Source organism: Pandoraea sp., from assembly GCF_041919235.1.
Classification (GTDB): domain Bacteria; phylum Pseudomonadota; class Gammaproteobacteria; order Burkholderiales; family Burkholderiaceae; genus Pandoraea.
Map to the genome: position 1 here is coordinate 1 of NZ_JAYRUC010000041.1, position 15,855 is coordinate 15,855.

General features: G+C 63.1%; 10 protein-coding genes, 1 tRNA gene and 2 pseudogenes. 7 read left to right on the forward strand and 6 right to left on the reverse strand.

Annotated elements, in window-relative coordinates:
* Nucleotides 1–908, forward strand: a pseudogene (locus tag ACE3UG_RS21555) (IS3 family transposase); the annotation flags it as partial.
* A gap of 251 nt (nucleotides 909–1,159) precedes the next feature.
* On the opposite strand, the gene ACE3UG_RS21560 reads toward ACE3UG_RS21555, so the two are convergent.
* The 4 genes from ACE3UG_RS21560 to ACE3UG_RS21575 form a co-directional block, all read right to left on the reverse strand.
* A tRNA-Val gene (locus ACE3UG_RS21560) sits at nucleotides 1,160–1,234 on the reverse strand.
* A 257-nt stretch (nucleotides 1,235–1,491) separates the two neighbouring features.
* A complete protein-coding gene (dnaQ, locus tag ACE3UG_RS21565) occupies nucleotides 1,492–2,232 on the reverse strand; it encodes a DNA polymerase III subunit epsilon (RefSeq protein ID WP_374627758.1) in 741 nt (246 codons plus the stop codon).
* A gap of 138 nt (nucleotides 2,233–2,370) precedes the next feature.
* Nucleotides 2,371–2,817, reverse strand: a complete 447-nt coding sequence (gene rnhA / locus ACE3UG_RS21570; protein WP_374627760.1) for a ribonuclease HI — start codon at nucleotides 2,815–2,817, stop codon at nucleotides 2,371–2,373.
* An 11-nt stretch (nucleotides 2,818–2,828) separates the two neighbouring features.
* Nucleotides 2,829–3,689, reverse strand: coding sequence for a methyltransferase domain-containing protein (locus ACE3UG_RS21575; RefSeq protein WP_374627762.1), 861 nt, complete (start codon nucleotides 3,687–3,689; stop codon nucleotides 2,829–2,831).
* 14 nt (nucleotides 3,690–3,703) lie between these two features.
* Here ACE3UG_RS21575 and gloB point away from each other — a divergent pair, with 14 nt between their 5' ends.
* From gloB to ACE3UG_RS21595, 4 genes are all read left to right on the forward strand, one after another.
* On the forward strand, nucleotides 3,704–4,531 hold the full coding sequence (gloB, locus tag ACE3UG_RS21580; protein WP_374627764.1) for a hydroxyacylglutathione hydrolase: 828 nt from the start codon (nucleotides 3,704–3,706) through the stop codon (nucleotides 4,529–4,531).
* A 326-nt stretch (nucleotides 4,532–4,857) separates the two neighbouring features.
* Entirely contained in the window at nucleotides 4,858–6,561 is a 1,704-nt protein-coding gene (locus tag ACE3UG_RS21585) for a transglycosylase SLT domain-containing protein (RefSeq protein ID WP_374627766.1), read from the forward strand.
* 456 nt (nucleotides 6,562–7,017) lie between these two features.
* Nucleotides 7,018–8,799, forward strand: a complete 1,782-nt coding sequence (locus ACE3UG_RS21590) for a hypothetical protein (RefSeq protein ID WP_374627768.1) — start codon at nucleotides 7,018–7,020, stop codon at nucleotides 8,797–8,799.
* A 324-nt stretch (nucleotides 8,800–9,123) separates the two neighbouring features.
* A complete protein-coding gene (locus ACE3UG_RS21595; protein WP_374627770.1) occupies nucleotides 9,124–11,022 on the forward strand; it encodes a propionate--CoA ligase in 1,899 nt (632 codons plus the stop codon).
* A 141-nt stretch (nucleotides 11,023–11,163) separates the two neighbouring features.
* Here the strand turns inward: ACE3UG_RS21595 and ACE3UG_RS21600 are convergent, their stop codons facing one another.
* Nucleotides 11,164–12,081, reverse strand: coding sequence for a LysR family transcriptional regulator (locus ACE3UG_RS21600; RefSeq protein ID WP_374627772.1), 918 nt, complete (start codon nucleotides 12,079–12,081; stop codon nucleotides 11,164–11,166).
* Nucleotides 12,082–12,308: 227 nt separating this feature from the next.
* On the opposite strand from ACE3UG_RS21600, the gene ACE3UG_RS21605 reads away from it, so the two are divergent.
* Nucleotides 12,309–13,850, forward strand: coding sequence for a M20 family metallopeptidase (locus tag ACE3UG_RS21605; RefSeq protein WP_374627774.1), 1,542 nt, complete (start codon nucleotides 12,309–12,311; stop codon nucleotides 13,848–13,850).
* A complete protein-coding gene (locus ACE3UG_RS21610; protein ID WP_374627776.1) occupies nucleotides 13,747–15,069 on the forward strand; it encodes an MFS transporter in 1,323 nt (440 codons plus the stop codon). Before ACE3UG_RS21605 ends, ACE3UG_RS21610 begins: the two co-directional genes overlap by 104 nt.
* Before the next feature lie 165 nt (nucleotides 15,070–15,234).
* On the opposite strand, the pseudogene ACE3UG_RS21615 reads toward ACE3UG_RS21610, so the two are convergent.
* A pseudogene (locus ACE3UG_RS21615) lies at nucleotides 15,235–15,750 on the reverse strand (transposase); the annotation flags it as partial.
* Nucleotides 15,751–15,855 lie beyond the last annotated feature (105 nt).

The following is a 15,855-nucleotide window of genomic DNA, read 5'->3' on the forward strand; positions in this document are numbered from 1 at the left end:
GTTGGTCGCCGACCAAGCATTGGACATTCAGATCTTGAAGGAGATCGGCGCAAAAAAATGGTGAGCGCGCAGGTTCGCTGCGAGCAAGTCCGGTTTGCAGTCGAACGGGGCTTGAGCCAACGGCGAGCGTGTGCGCTGATGCAGGTAAGCCGTTCGAGCTTGGGCTATACACCCCAGATGCCCGGCAAGAACGCGCCCGTGATCGAAGCTATGCAAGCGTTGTCAGGGCAGTTTCCGCGCTTCGGTTCGCGCCGCATCCGGGTATTGCTCGGGCGCGAAGGCATCGTCTCGGCCGTGGTCGATGTGCCTCGCTCTGGGCGCAGGCGGGGCTGCAAATACCGAAGAAGCGACGCAGGCGCCGCGTGGCCGGCAGTCGTCCACGGCCCCATGCGCCGGCAACCCGCAACTCGGTGTGGTGCTATGACTTCGTGTTCGATGCTTGCGCGAACGGCCAGCAAGTCAAATGTCTGACCGTGGTTGACGAATACACGCGGGAATGCCTGGCGATCGATGTGGCGGGATCGATTCGCTCACGCCGAGTCATTGAAGTGCTAAGTCGGTTGATCAGCGTGCACGGAGCGCCCCGTTATCTTCGGTCAGACAATGGACCGGAATTTGTTAGCACGACGCTGTTGAAATGGGCGGTCCAGGAGCAGATCGAGACAGTGTTGATTGATCCGGGAAAGCCTTGGCAGAACGGCACCAACGAGAGCTTCAACGGAAAATTCCGTGATGAGTGTTTGGCGATGGAGTGGTTTCGGAACCGGATCGAAGCGAGGATCGTGATCGAAGATTGGCGGACTCACTACAACGAGGTGCGTCCGCATTCGAGTTTGCAGTACCTGACCCCGGCAGAATTTCGCCGGGCTAGCGAAGTTGTTACAACCACCGGGGCCATAAATCTCTAGACACCAGTGGTACGAAAAAAGCAGTCAGGTCAGGTCAGCTAACAGAGGGTCACGCTGGGGTTCGCGGGAAAGCGAGGGTTCGGTTTCCTCGATCCACCGTTCGGCGGCAGCTCGGGTTTCGAATGTCTTGGAGAGTGCGGGGATGCCCTTGCGGCGAATTTTCGCCTGATACGTGGGCTTTCTGAGGTTGTCAGTACGTTTCTGGATTGTGCCCATTGCCGTGCCGTGTAGCACGAAGGCACCGAAAGTACTGGTGGGTGGTACAGGGATTGAACCTGTGACCCCTGCCGTGTGAAGGCAGTGCTCTACCGCTGAGCTAACCACCCAAATCATTAATTAAATCAATGAATTAGTGTTGATTGCTGAAGTTTTGCTTCGCAATCAGGAGCAGAACTTTAACTGTTTTCGCAGAAGCCTGCAACTGTTCCTGTGTTCTTTTTTTGCTGCCGCCGTGACGATATCTCTCGATCACTTCACGCCGTTTCTCGCGATGACTCGCAAGCAGCAAAGACAGCGATTATAGGGATCTTTTCTTCGCTTGGGAAGCCCTTTGCGCGAATTTTCGCGACGGCTTCTTGCCCATTCACGCAGCCTGCGACGCTTCGCTTTCGGGCGGCGCCGGCTGCGTGCGCCATACGCACGTTCCCTTCATGGCCTTGTCGATGTCGTTGAGCACGCCATCGTGTTGTGTCACTTCGTCGCTCGCAGCCGCGATGATCGGCAGGTCGAACTGACGCAGCGAAATCTTTTCTCGAGGCACGCCGGTCTCGCTTTCGTCGCCGTCCCCGGTATCGATGACAAGGCTCTCCTGACCCCGTGTCATGGCCAGATAGACGTCGGCGAGCAGTTCCGCGTCGAGCAATGCCCCGTGCAGCGTGCGGTGTGCATTGTTCACGCCGAGACGCTCGCAAAGCGCATCGAGCGAATTGCGCCGACCGGGGAACATTTCCCGGGCGCGCAGCAACGTGTCGATCAATCCCGAACAGTGCTGCATGAACGGCGGCCAGCCCAGGCGGCCGAACTCCATGTCCAGAAAACCCAGGTCGAACGCCGCGTTGTGGATGATGATCTCCGCGTCGCGGCAATACTCGCGCAACTCTTCGGCAATTTCGGCAAATTTAGGCTTGTCAGCGAGGAACTCGGTCGTGAGTCCGTGCACTGCCAGCGCACCCGGATCGCTGTCGCGTTCGGGATTGATGTAGAAGTGGAGGTTGTTGCCGGTCAGGCGGCGATTGACCAGTTCGACGCAACCGATTTCCAGCAGACGGTCGCCCGTCTTGGCATTCAGGCCGGTGGTTTCGGTATCGAGGATCAGTTGGCGCATGATGTTCGATGAATCTCGTAGCTTTCGGATTGATCGCGCTGCGGGCCATGAAGCCTCACGCAATGCGCGGATGATGTGGGTGCCGGCCCGTCGTTTGACGTCGCGGCGGTCGCCACCGTCGCCGTCGCCACCGTCGCGCTAGGCGCGGCGCAGACTCTGCACGCCTCGATTGGCCAACTCGTCGGCGGCCTCGTTGCCGTCATGTCCGGCATGGCCCTTGACCCAGCGCCAGTCGATCTCGTGCTTCTGCGCGACGACGTCGAGCGTCTGCCAAAGGTCGGCATTCTTCACCGGCTCCTTGGCGGCGGTCTTCCAGCCGCGGGCCTTCCAGCCATGTATCCACTCGCTGATGCCTTTCTGCACATACTGCGAGTCGGTGTGGAGCACGACACGACAGGGTTTGTTCAGGGCTTCCAGCGCGCGAATGACGGCAAGAAGCTCCATGCGGTTGTTGGTCGTGTTGGCTTCGCCACCGAACATTTCCTTGCGGTGTTTGCCCGCGACGAGCAGGGCGCCCCAGCCGCCGGGGCCAGGATTGCCTTTGCAGGCACCGTCGGTATAGATCTCAACTTGCGGCAAGGTCATCTCTCAAACAATCAATCGGGCGCGTCGGCCGCTCGCGCTATCCGGCGATGCGTGGTGTTGGGGGTGGCCACCGGCGCCGCCGCCGGCTGGAGGCCGAGTATACGCTTGCGGACTTTGCCGACCAAGCGCATACCTCGCACGCGCTTGACTGCGCGCACCGCGTAGAGCGCACCGAAGATCGGCCACCAACGATCGCCTGCAGGTTCCATGAACTCGAAGCGCTGTAGCCAGTGCTCGCCGCGCAAAGGCGGCCGATAACAGCCGAAGCGGCCCCGGTCGATGTCGAAGGACAACAGCTTGAGCCAGTCCTTCAGGCGAGTGAACGCAATCAGATCGGCGCCCGGCGGCAAGAACGGCGAGCCTGCCAGTCTGCCCAGTTCCTCGCGCGCGCCCCACAGGCTAAGATTGTTGAAACCGGTGATGATGACCTGCCCCTCGGGCACAAGAATGCGCTCGACTTCGCGCAGGATGTCGTGAGGGTTCTCCGCGAACTCGAGCACGTGCGGCAGGACGACGAGGTCGGTGCTCGCCGTGGCGATGGGCAACTCGTCGAAGCGGCTCACGAGAATGTCGCGCGCGACCATGTCGGCGGCGCCGGCATCGTACGACGGTGTGCCGCAGGTCGTGTCGCTGGCCGCCTTGGTCATAAGCGGTGAGGCATCGACGCCGCGCGCGGCGGTGAGCACGAGGCCTCGGTAAGGCATTCGGTTTTCGCGCAGCGTATCGAGCTCGGGGCGCCCGAGTTGCAGCGCGTGATAGCCGAACAGATCCCCGACCCACTGGTCGAAAAGGGCCTGTTCCCATGCGAGCGCGTAGCGGCCTGGCGGTGTGACCAGCCAAATGGGCCAGTCTATAATCGGACGTTCTGACATGGTGGCGAGTATATATGGATGCGCATGCAGTTGCGGTGAGTGAGCCGTCGGCCGAGACAATGACCGTCTTCCCCGTCCCCGCGTTCCAGGACAATTATCTCTGGGTCGTCGACAACGGCAAAGATGCCGTGGTGGTCGATCCGGGCGACGCCATGCCGGTGCTCGCCTATCTCCGGTCGCGCGGCCTCACGCTGCGTGCCATTCTCATCACGCACAAGCACGCCGATCACATTGGCGGCGTCGCGACCTTGCTCGAACACTTCGATGTGCCCGTGCACGGTCCGGCGCACGAAGCGATCGCGTGCGTCGATCATCCGCATAGCGGCGGCGAGACGGTGCGCATCGAAGCACCGGCCATGACGCTGACGGTGATCGACGTGCCCGGCCATACGGCAGGACACATCGCCTATTTCCTCAGTGCCGATGCAACGGGCACGCCGCATCTGTTCTGCGGCGACACGTTGTTCTCGTGCGGTTGCGGCCGCCTGTTCGAAGGCACGCCCGCGCAGATGCTCGCATCGCTGGACGCCCTGGCCGCGCTCCCGCCAGCCACGCTCGTGCATTGCGCGCATGAATACACCCTGTCGAATATCCGTTTCGCATTGACGGTCGACCCCGATAACGCCGCGCTTGCGGCGTGGCACGACGAGGCAACGGCGCGTCGCGCCGCCGGTCGCCCGACGCTGCCCACCACACTCGCCCAGGAACGCCTGACCAACCCCTTCCTGCGCAGCGACGCGCCGGCAATCGTCGCCTTTGCCGAGCGTCACGCCGAGCGCACACAACTGTCCCGCGAAGCGGTATTCGCTGCGGTGCGCGGCGCGAAAGATACGTTCCGATAATCCTGAGTCCGTCGCGCTGTCAACAGCAAGACGTGGCATGGCGATTGTCACAAAGTGGGCGTTGACACGGTTGCTCTCACCTGCTCAGCCTTGCCGGATGCCTACCATGCGATGTTTCGAGGTCCTGTCGATGGCATCGCGTACGCGATATGAGTGTGTCGCTTCGGCCACATTGGTCCCAATCAAAATCAGGGATAACCCTCAAAATTAGGGTGTTTTCGCGTAATTTTTGCGAAAAAATTAGGCAGAAAGGTTGACGCATCTGAAGGGTTTCCTTACCATCCATGCCAATTTCATGAAGATGCCACCCAATTCGAGCCCGATCAATGCGACTTATCGTTAGCTTGCTACTGGCGCTGCTGCTGGCAGCGTGTGCCAGCACAGCGCCGACCACAGGTGCGTCGAATTCCACGCCGAATGCGCAGGGTCAATCGCCTCTCGCCTCGACCGCCAAGAGCAAGCAGCGAGTCTCGAGCGACCAGACCATCGACCTTGACAAGGACTCGATCAACGATCTCGCCTACGGCAGCGACGATGCCGATCTCTGGTCACGCATTCGTCACGGATTCGCCATCCCCGATCTTGATACCGACCTCGCGCAGGACCGCACGCAGTGGTACGCGCAGCGACCCGAGTATGTCGAGCGCATGATCGCGCGTTCGAGCAAATACCTGTTTCATATCGTAGAAGAACTCGAGCGGCGTCACATGCCCACGGAGCTCGCGCTGCTGCCGTTCGTGGAAAGCGCGTACAACCCGCAGGCGCTCTCGACGGCCAAGGCCGCCGGTATGTGGCAGTTCATCCCCAGCACGGGCAAGACGTACAACCTCAAGCAGAACATGTTCCAGGACGAGCGCCGCGACGTGCTCGCCTCGACGACCGCAGCACTCGACTACCTCTCGAAGCTCTATGCGATGTTCGGCGACTGGCATCTCGCGCTCGCGGCCTACAACTGGGGCGAAGGTAACGTGCAGCGCGCAATCGACCGCAATCAGGCGCAAGGGCTGCCGACCGATTATCTGAGCCTGCGCATGCCGACCGAGACGCGTTACTACGTGCCGAAGCTGCAGGCGATCAAGAACATCATTGCGCATCCGGAAATGTACAGCGTGAAGCTGCCCGACATTCCGAATCACCCGTATTTCGTCAGCGTGACCACCAAGCGCGACATCGATGTCGCACTGGCCGCGAAGCTGGCCGACCTGCCGCTCGACGAATTCCGTGCACTCAATCCGTCGTTCCGCAAGCCCGTGATTCTTGGTGCTGCGCAGCCGAAGATTCTCCTGCCGTTCGATAGCGCCGAAGTGTTCCAACGCCGTCTGAAGAGCTACGACAAGCCGCTGTCGAGTTGGACGACGTACACGTCGGCGTCGCGTGAGCGTCCCGAGGACGTTGCGCGCAAGCTGGGCGTCGATGCGGCCATCATCCGGTCGGTCAACAACATTGCGCCGCGCATGCGCCTCAAGGCCGGCTCGACGCTGCTGGTGCCGCGCTCGGACGACATCGACCAGGACATCAGCGCATCGGTCGCGAGAAATGCCGTGTTGGCGCTGGAGCCGGATATTCCCGATACACGCAAGGTGATGGTGCGCGCTCGCAAGTACGACACGCTCGCTCGCGTGGCGTCGCGCAGTGGTGTGAGCGTCGCGCAAATCAAGAGCTGGAACCGTCTGCGTCGCGACACGCTCACCGCGGGCCAACTGCTGGTGCTGCACGTGCCGGTCAAGGAAGCCTCGCGCATTGCCGCTGCTTCCGCCGCTTCCGCTGCGCCCGCTGCCAGCGAGAGTAGCGCCGCGCCGCGCACGCGTCTGGTGCGTGGCAAGAATGGCAAGCTGATCCGCGTAGTCGACCATCGACCAGCCGCCAGCCCGACCAAGACCGCACGAACGACCAAGGCTGCCCCATCCGGTGGCAAGACGGCCAAGGCCAAGGTCGCGGCCAAAGCCCCGGCAAAGACGGTGGCCCGGACAGCGGCGAAGCCCGCTGCCAAGAAGGCGCCGGCCAAGGTCACCCGGACGGCACAACGCTAAGCGACAGTGTCAGGTCCGTCCGGCGATCGCCACGTCGTCGGAGCATGACAGAACGCCCGTGAGGATTCCCCTCACGGGCGTTTTGCTTTGTCGGCTGCCCCATGTCTCGCAAGTCTCTGCACCTGCTTGACGTCGACCTTCGGAAAATTCCCAAGAATGAACTGGCGCGCGTTCCCTATCATGGATCGACGGACGATTTCGTTCGCAATCATTCGAAAATGCGCCCGATAGGGAGAAGGCACGGACACGCGGGAAAGCCGCATCCGAACCCGCTGGTTTTCCGTCATCGGGTACCGGATGCGCGCACGATGGCGTGCCCTGCCTGATAGCCGCGCAGCCCGGTGCAGCGTTGTCATACCTGCCATGCACGCATGCACGCTGTGTTTGCCGCGGTGAGCGGTGCGTGCGGTGCATGCGACGCGGTGGGCGCAAGACGCAAGTCAAACGGAGCCTGTCATGAAACTTGCCCGCCTGAGACCGGGACCGGCCGAGCGGCACGTGCCGCTGCCCGGCGCGGTCGTGCTACACGGACTGGATGGCCAGCCCACCGCCCGCATTCGCCCGGAGGCAGGCGGGGAGCGCCGGCATACGAGCGGGGAGAGCGAATTGCTCGCGTGGTATGTAAGCGGGCACGTGTTCCGCAAGGACGATGGACGTGAAGTACCGCCGGGCATCGAACTGGCCCGCATGGCGCTCGAATCGCCGGAGCGTTTTGTCGAGCAGTATTGGGGGCATTATCGGCTCATCGTGCATGACCGCTGGTGTGGCGCGACACTCGTGTTGTGCGATCCGTGTGGTCATTGCCCGACGTACTACCGCTTCTGCCATGACGGTGCGGTGCACGTTGCGTCCGACCCGGCCTCGATCGCCGACGCCAGCCCGACGTTCGATCGCGCGGCGCTCAAGTCCTTCCTCGTTCACGGCGATCTTGGTGGCGGGCAGTGCGCGCTCCACGACGTGGAGCGTTTGCCGCTGGGGCACGCGCTGTGGATTCCGGCGCGTGGCGCGCCGAAGACCCTCGTCGTGTGGTGGCCGTCGTGGCGACCGGGCGGCAGCGCGAGCGAGATCCGGGAGGTGGCATCGGGCACGGGGCTGCTGGGATTGCTGCGGCGCTCGGCCGAGCGCTGTCTCGGCGACCAGCCTGCCATGCTCGAACTGCCGGGTGGGGTCGAGTCGACCACCCTCGCTTTGGCGCTTGCCGAATCGGGCCACCCGGGCCGCGCGGGCTGCTTCACGGCCGTCAACCATCGCGATCCGGCGTCGACATCGCTTGACGAGTCGCGCAACGCGGACATGGTGGCGCGGTATGTGCGCATGGCGCTCGAACGTATCGACGTCGAATGTGCCGAGTTCTCGCCGCCCGCCACGATCCCGCGTCTGGCGCGTCCCGCGATGCACCTGTGCCAGCTCGGGCGGCTCGAGGCCGTGCGCGAGCGCCTGGTGTCGTATCGCGGGCATCGACTCGTCAACAGCCATGGCGGTGAGGCACTATTCCTTGCTCCGCCGCCCAACGGTGCGTTTCTCGACGCCTTCGCCGACGGTCAATGGCAGCGAGCGCTTGGCGCGTGGCGCGATCTGGCGGTCATGCAGCGCTCGCCGCTGTGGTGGGTGGCGCAGGACGCGTTCGCGCAGTTGCGTCAGCGCCACGCGAATGGCGTCGCCGCGCCCGCCGACGGCCTGCTCACAGCGGCGGCGCGTGCCGGCGCGACCCAGTTCACGGAGCCGCTTGCGCAGGCGTGGCTCGCGCGTTGGTCGCTTTGCATCCGTCCGGGCAAGCGGGCGCAGCTTCTCGGCACGCTCGGCAATCTTCGCGACATCGAGGTGCATCCGTCGCTCGCTGGGGGCGGTACGGTATTCCCGTTCCTCACGCAGCCCGTCGTCGAGGCCGGTTTCACGATGCCGACCTACCGGCTCTTCAATGCGATCCACAATCGGTTGCCCTTGCGCCGTGCTGCATATTTGGCCAGTGGCCTGCCGAATCTCTGGCGTCGTGACAAGGGCGCGACGAAGCGTGTCCTGGGGGCTGGCCTCGCCGCTCATCTGCCGCATGTGGAAGAGGTGTGCCTGGAGGGCTACTGTGCAGCGTCGGGATGGATCGATCGCGATGTGTGCCGGCGGGCCATCGGCAGGATGGCGCATCACCCGCTCGAATCGATGACGACGATCCGACGGCTATATGCCGTCGAGATGTTCGTACGTGGCTGGCGGCAAAGTGCGGGGCGCGAGGCTGCGGTGTGACCTTGCGCAAGGGGCGGGGCGGCGCGCGAGCCTCCTCGTCTGCGTCAGGCGTCCCCTCGCCTCAGCGTAATCCCCTAGCGTTTCGGGAATTCGGCGAGGCCGTCCGGTAAGCCTTCCGTAAGCGTCAACGCGCACACTGAGCGCGAGACACGTCACCCGTGTCCGACGATTTCATTGCACCAAAACGCATTGACGGTCGGTGGCGACACGCCACTCGACCCTGCCGGCCCGATCCGGCGCCGCGCAAGCTCGTCCGTCCGTCTCCGGCATCGCCGGGATTGGCTGCCGGGCGCGCGAGCCTATCCCTATATGCAAGGAGACATCATGACTTCGTATGCGTCGTTTCACGCACGCTCAATTGCCCCCGATTCGCGCGCGGCCTTCTGGGAGGAGCAAGCGCGGTTGATCGATTGGGAGACGCCCTTCACCCAGGTGCTTGACTACGACCATCCGCCGTTCGCGCGCTGGTTCGTCGGTGGGCGAACGAATCTGTGTCATAACGCCGTCGACCGCCATCTGCCGTCGCGCGGCGCGCAAAATGCGCTGATCTGGGTGTCGACCGAGACTGAGCAGGAGCGTGTCTATACGTACGACGAACTGGCGGCGGAAGTCAATCGCATGGCTGCATCGCTGCAATCGCTGGGTGTCGGGCGCGGCGAGCGCGTGCTGATCTATATGCCGATGGTGCCCGAAGCGTTGTTCGCAATGCTCGCGTGCACGCGACTGGGTGCGATTCATTCGGTGGTGTTTGGCGGATTTGCGTCGGTCAATCTGGCGGCACGCATTGACGATGCAAGGCCGAGCGTCATCGTCTCGGCAGACGCCGGTTCGCGCAATGGCAAGGTCGTGCCCTATAAGCCACTTCTCGATGAAGGCATCACGCTTGCGCAGCACAAGCCATCGAGCGTGTTGCTGATCGACCGGGGTCTGGCGCCGATGACGCGCGTGGATGGCCGCGACGTCGACTACGCGCCGTTGCGCGAGCAGCACCTCGACGCCTTCGTTCCGTGCGAATGGCTCGAGTCGAGCGAGCCGTCGTATGTGCTCTACACGTCTGGCACGACCGGCAAGCCCAAGGGTGTGCAGCGCGATACGGGCGGATATGCGGTCGCGCTGGCGTCGTCGATGCAGCACATTTTCTGTGCGAAGCCGGGTGACACGATGTTCTGCGCGTCGGACATCGGTTGGGTGGTCGGGCATAGTTACATCGTGTATGCGCCGTTGCTCGCGGGGATTGCCACGGTGATGTACGAGGGCACGCCGATCCGCCCCGATGGCGGGATCTGGTGGCGCATCGTCGAGAAATACAAAGTGACGCAGCTTTTCACTGCGCCCACGGCGATACGCGTGCTCAAGAAGCAGGACCCGGCGTATCTCACGCAGTACGACCTGTCGTCGCTGCGGCTGATCTTCCTCGCGGGCGAGCCGCTCGACGAGCCGACGGCGAAGTGGCTCACCGAGGGGGTGGGCAAACCGGTGGTCGACAACTATTGGCAGACGGAGACGGGCTGGCCGATTCTTGGCATGGCGCGCGGTATCGAGGCCATGCCGGGCAAACTCGGGTCGCCGGGCAAGCCGGTGTATGGCTACGACGTCAAGCTCGTCGACGAGGCCACGGGCGAAGACTGCGGGCCGAATCAAAAGGGCGTACTCGCTATTGAAGGGCCGTTGCCGCCGGGATGCATGAGCACGGTCTGGGGGGACGATGCTCGCTTCGTCAAAACCTATTGGCAGACGGTGCCGGGCCGCATGCTGTACTCGAGCTTCGATTGGGGCGTGCGCGACGAGGACGGGTACTACTTCATTCTCGGACGCACGGACGACGTGATCAACGTGGCGGGCCATCGGCTCGGCTCACGCGAGATCGAGGAGAGCATTGCGAGCCATCCGGCGGTCGCGGAGGTGGCAGTCATCGGTGCGCAGGACGCGCTCAAGGGGCAGGTGGCGATGGCGTTCGCGGTGCTGCGTCGGCCGGAGTTGGCGGACACGCCCGAGGCGCGTCTGGCGCTGGAGGGCGATGTCATGAAGACGGTGGACAGGCAGTTGGGGGCGGTGGCGCGCCCGGCGCGCGTGTTCTTCGTCACGATGCTGCCCAAGACGCGTTCCGGCAAGTTGTTGCGTCGCGCGATTCAGGCGATTTGCGAGGGCCGCGAGACGGGCGATCTCATTACGCTCGAAGATCCGGCGGCGCTTGAGCAGGTGCGCGATGCCGTGAAGGGCTGACGGAGGACGTCGCCGGTAAGTGTTGGTCGGACGGCGGCCGGATCGGCTGCCGTTTGCCATTTGCCATTTCGTCGACGCCAGTACGCGTGTGCCGACGACGTATCGGCACAGGCACAGGTATTCCTTATCGGGCCCGGCTTGTCAGACAAAGGGCTTGTCGAGAATCTCAGGGGCGCGAATGGCGTCGATCAGCAGGCCGAGAAAGGCTTCGACGGGGGCGGGCAGGGTGCGGCCGGCCATCGTCTGCACTTGTAGCGAGCGCTGGTGCAGCGATGGATTCCGAATCGGGATCGCGACGAGCCGTTCGGGCGCGAGACGGCTGCGCACCGTCAGCAGTCCGGTGAGCGTGACCGCGTTGCCCGAGCGCACGAAGCTGTGCAGCGATGCGTGATAGTTGCTGACGAATACCGGTTCGAACAGCAGGCCTTCGAGCGTGCAGCACAGGTCGAACATTTGTCGGATGGTCACCCCGGCGTTCGATAGCGCCAACGGGTAGGGCAGCAGGTCGGCCAGGGCGATGTCGCGGTGTTTGGCGAGCGGGTGCTTCTTGGCCATCAGCGCGTAGATTGGCGCGGGCTGCGTGTGAACGACCTGGACCCCTTTTTCCGGCGCAACGCTGAAACACACTGCGATATCGGCTTCGCCATCGCGCACGCGCTCGGTGGCGACGAACGGCGACACGACGTCGAGCAGGAAATGTGCGCCGGGATACGTTTCGCGAAAACGCGCGAAGACCTGCGGCAGGAAATCCCGTGCAACCCCCTCGGCACTCGCGACACGAATCGTCGCGCGACCCACTTCCGTGAGTCCCCGGATTTCCGACGTCACGCGCTCTGCGTCGAGCAGTACGCGGCGTGCATGGTCGGCGAGCAATTCGCCGGCTTCGCTCAACACCATGCCGCGCGGCCGACGTTCGAACAACGGCGTGCCGAGATCTTCTTCGAGCTTCGCGATCTGACGGCTCAATGCGGAGACGGCCACGTGCAGGCGCTCCGAGGCGCGACTGAGCGAGCCGGTGCGGGCAACTTCGAGAAAGTAACGCAGCGCGTGAGTTTGCATGGAATACCTGGCGGTGAATGAGAGGTGACGCTGGCCGAAAGGTGGAATCCGTGGCGAATTTTGCTTTGCCGAAATGGCAACGAAACCTTCGAAATATTATCATTGTTGTCAAAAATACCCCCTCCTAGAATGGCCTGAACGGTTGTGCCGTAGCGTGCGGTCGACACGCGTCGCCGAGACGTGCGAGACACGCAACCGTGCTTTGACTAGCCATCTGGAGACGAGCAGTGACCCGTAGCGCAGCGATTGCCCAAGCCACCGCCCAGTACGATTCGGGCGCGTTCCTCGATACCCTCAACCGCCGTGTCGCCTACAGGACCGAGAGTCAGGAGGCAGACAGTGGCGACGTACTTCACGCCTATCTTTCCGACGAAATGATGCCCGCGCTTGCGGCGCTGGGCTTTACGTCGCGCATCGAACCGAATCCGGTGCCGGGTGGTGGGCCGTTCCTTATCGCGCACCGCCATGAGCGCGACGACGCACCCACGGTGCTGACCTACGGGCACGGCGACGTGGTGCGCGGCTACGACGCGCAGTGGCGCGCGGGGCTCAAGCCGTGGGAGGTCGTCGTCGAAGGCGATCGCTGGTACGGGCGCGGCACGGCGGACAACAAGGGCCAGCACACGATCAACCTGTCGGCGCTGGCGGAGGTGTTGGCATCACGCGGCGGCACGCTTGGATACAACGTGAAGATGATTGTGGAGATGGGCGAGGAAATGGGCTCGCCGGGCCTGCATGCGATTTGCGAGCGGTTGCGTGACGAGCTGCATGCCGATGTGCTGATTGCCTCGGACGGGCCGCGACTGGCGGCGCAGCGTCCTACGGTGTTCCTTGGGTCGCGCGGTCTCGTCAATTTCAAGCTCAGTTTGAATTTGCGCGACGGGGGGCATCACTCGGGGAACTGGGGCGGGCTGTTGCGCAATCCGGGGGTTGTGCTGGCGAATGCGATTGCGTCGATGGTCGACGGCAACGGCAAGATTCTTGTGGAGGGGCTGCGTCCGCCTGAGTTGCCTGCGTCGGTGCGTCGCGCGCTTGCCGGGCTGGAGGTGGGCGGCGGGCCGAACGATCCCGAGGTCGATATCGATTATGGCGAGCCGGGGCTGACGCCGACGGAGCGCGTGATCGGCTGGAACAACATTGAGGTGCTGGCGTTCAAGACGGGCAATCCTGAGAAGCCGGTGAACGCGATTCCGCCGTATGCCTATGCGCATATGCAGATGCGCTTCGTTGTCGGCACCGATTGGGAGCAGACGGGCGAGATCTTGCGTGCGCATCTCGACGCGCATGGCTTTGCGATGGTCGATGTGGAGGTTGAGCGCGGCGTGATGGCGACGCGTCTCGATCCGGAAGATCCGTGGGTGCTGTGGGCGTTGACGTCGATGCGCGAGACGACGGGCAAGCCGCCGGTGCTGCTGCCGAATCTGGGGGGCACGTTGCCGAACGACGTGTTCGCGGACGTTCTGGGGCTGCCGACGCTGTGGGTGCCGCACTCGTACCCGGCGTGTTCGCAGCACGCGCCGGACGAGCATCTGCTGGGATCGGTGGCGCGCGAGGCGTTGCAGATCATGGCGGGTTTGTTTTGGGATTTGGGGGATGTGAACCTGAAGAGGGGAAGCCGCGATGAACAGCTCTGCTACCGCCGCTGGGGCGGATCACGTGACGGGTGTGACCGGGGTAACGGGGGTAACGGGGGGCGGCGCAGAGGGGGCGCGTACGGAGGTACCCGTCTACAAGTTGATCGTTGCGACGTCGATCGGCAATGCACTTGAATGGTATGACTTGATCGTCTACGGATATTTCGCGGTGACGATTTCGAAGTTGTTTTTCCCAGCGCACGACGAGACGGTGTCGTTGATGATGGCGCTGGGGACGTTTGCGCTGTCGTATCTTGCGCGTCCGTTGGGGGCATTTGTGTTGGGCGCGTATGCGGATCGTCGTGGCCGTCGTGCGTCGCTGATGTTATCGATTGCGATGATGACGTTGGGCACGGGGCTGATTGCGTTCATGCCGACGTATGCGGCGATTGGTGTTTGGGCGCCGATTGGCATTTTCGTGTCGCGTTTGGTGCAGGGGTTTTCGGCGGGCGGCGAGTTTGGCAGCTCGACGGCGTTTCTGGTGGAGCATGTGCCGAACCGGCCGGGCTTCATGTCGAGTTGGCAGTTTGCGAGTCAGGGGGCGAGTACGTTGTTGGCGTCGGCCTTTGGGGCGGTGCTGACGGGCATGCTGACGCAGCCGCAACTGGAGTCGTGGGGATGGCGCATTCCATTCGTGTTTGGGATGCTGGTGGGACCGATCGGGCTCTACATCCGGAAGTATGTGGACGAGACTCCGGCCTTTGAGCATGACATTGCTCGCAAGCGAGGGGCGGCGGGAGATGGCGAGGAGCGTTCGCCGGTGTGGGAGGTGTTGGCGAAGCAGAAGTCGCGGCTGTTGGTGTCGATTGGGGCACTGATTTTGACGACGACGGCGAACTACATGATTCTGTACATGCCGACGTATGCGACGAAGCAGTTGGGTTTGCCGCCGTCGCAGGGCTACATTGCGACGCTGGTGACGGGTTTCGTGATCATGACGCTTACGCCGTTCGTTGGGCACTGGTCGGACAAGGTGGGGCGAATTCGCATCATGTTGGTGGCGGGCGTGTTGTTCCTGTGCACGGTGTATCCGGCGTTTGCGTTCATGAACGCGCATGCGTCGCTGGCAGCGATGATGGTTGTGATGTTATGGGTGGGCACGTTGAAGGCGGTGTACTTTGCGCCGATTCCGGCGCTGATGTCGTCGCTGTTCCCGACGCGGACGCGGGTGACGGGCATGGCGGTGGGATACAACCTGGGCACGACGATCTTTGGCGGCTTTACCCCGCTGGCGGTGGCGTGGATGATTGCGGCGACGGGCGACAAGTTGGCGCCGGGGTTGTACCTGATGGTGGCGGCGGCGATTAGCCTGGTGACACTACTGATTGCTCGGGTGCGGATGGGGGCGCGCTGAGGGGGGCGCTCGAATGAGGCGGTGCCCGGCGGTGTCGCGTGTGAGGTGTGCACGCGGGGCTGCCGAGCGGAGGCGCAACGCTAACGCGGCGCGGGTCGATTCTCATGCGGCTTTGCCAGTTGGCCGGGGGGTGTCAGAATTTCCGTGTTCAAGGCGGGTTGAGAATTACACGGACGGTCGAACGAATCGATCCGCGTAAAGGATAGCGAATTGGTTCATTGCTGTCTTCCAGTCCTTGGCCGCTCGCCCCCAATCGGCCGTAATGTTGCGCAGCGCCAGCCAGATGAGTTTGGTTGCGGCATCATCGCTCGGGAAGTGCCCGCAGGTCTTGATGATCTTGCGTAGTTGCGAGTTGATGTTCTCAATGGCGTTGGTCGTATAGATCACTTTGCGCACTTCCGGTGGAAACGCAAAGAACGGAATCACACGATCCCAGGCATTACGCCAGGCCGCACTGACCGGCGGGAATTTCTCGCCCCATGGCCCATCGGCAAAGCGATCTAGTTCGGCCTGTGCGGCTTCGGCGATCGGTGCGGTGTAGATCGGCCGGATCGCGGCAGCGAGCGATTTGCGGTCCTTCCAGCTCGCGTAATCGAGGCTGTTGCGGATCAGGTGGACGATGCAGGTTTGCAGCGTCGTCGCCGGAAACACGGCAGCGAGCGCTTCGGGCATGCCCTTGAGGTGTAGAAGTTCAGACTTGATCTGACAGTAAGGCCTTGCCAAGAGGCGGGGTTACCCGTTTTGATAGAGGTGCGAATCTTCATCAAAACAGCGCGCAAGCGCCAA

Excerpts from the sequence above, each read along its gene's own strand:
- dnaQ (WP_374627758.1), bottom strand. The coding sequence starts at position 2,232 with ATGCGCCAACTGATCCTCGATACCGAAACCACCGGCCTGAATGCCAAG.
- rnhA (WP_374627760.1), bottom strand. The coding sequence starts at position 2,817 with ATGACCTTGCCGCAAGTTGAGATCTATACCGACGGTGCCTGCAAAGGC.
- ACE3UG_RS21575 (WP_374627762.1), bottom strand. The coding sequence starts at position 3,689 with ATGTCAGAACGTCCGATTATAGACTGGCCCATTTGGCTGGTCACACCG.
- gloB (WP_374627764.1), top strand. The coding sequence starts at position 3,704 with ATGGATGCGCATGCAGTTGCGGTGAGTGAGCCGTCGGCCGAGACAATG.
- ACE3UG_RS21585 (WP_374627766.1), top strand. The coding sequence starts at position 4,858 with ATGCGACTTATCGTTAGCTTGCTACTGGCGCTGCTGCTGGCAGCGTGT.
- ACE3UG_RS21590 (WP_374627768.1), top strand. The coding sequence starts at position 7,018 with ATGAAACTTGCCCGCCTGAGACCGGGACCGGCCGAGCGGCACGTGCCG.
- ACE3UG_RS21595 (WP_374627770.1), top strand. The coding sequence starts at position 9,124 with ATGACTTCGTATGCGTCGTTTCACGCACGCTCAATTGCCCCCGATTCG.
- ACE3UG_RS21600 (WP_374627772.1), bottom strand. The coding sequence starts at position 12,081 with ATGCAAACTCACGCGCTGCGTTACTTTCTCGAAGTTGCCCGCACCGGC.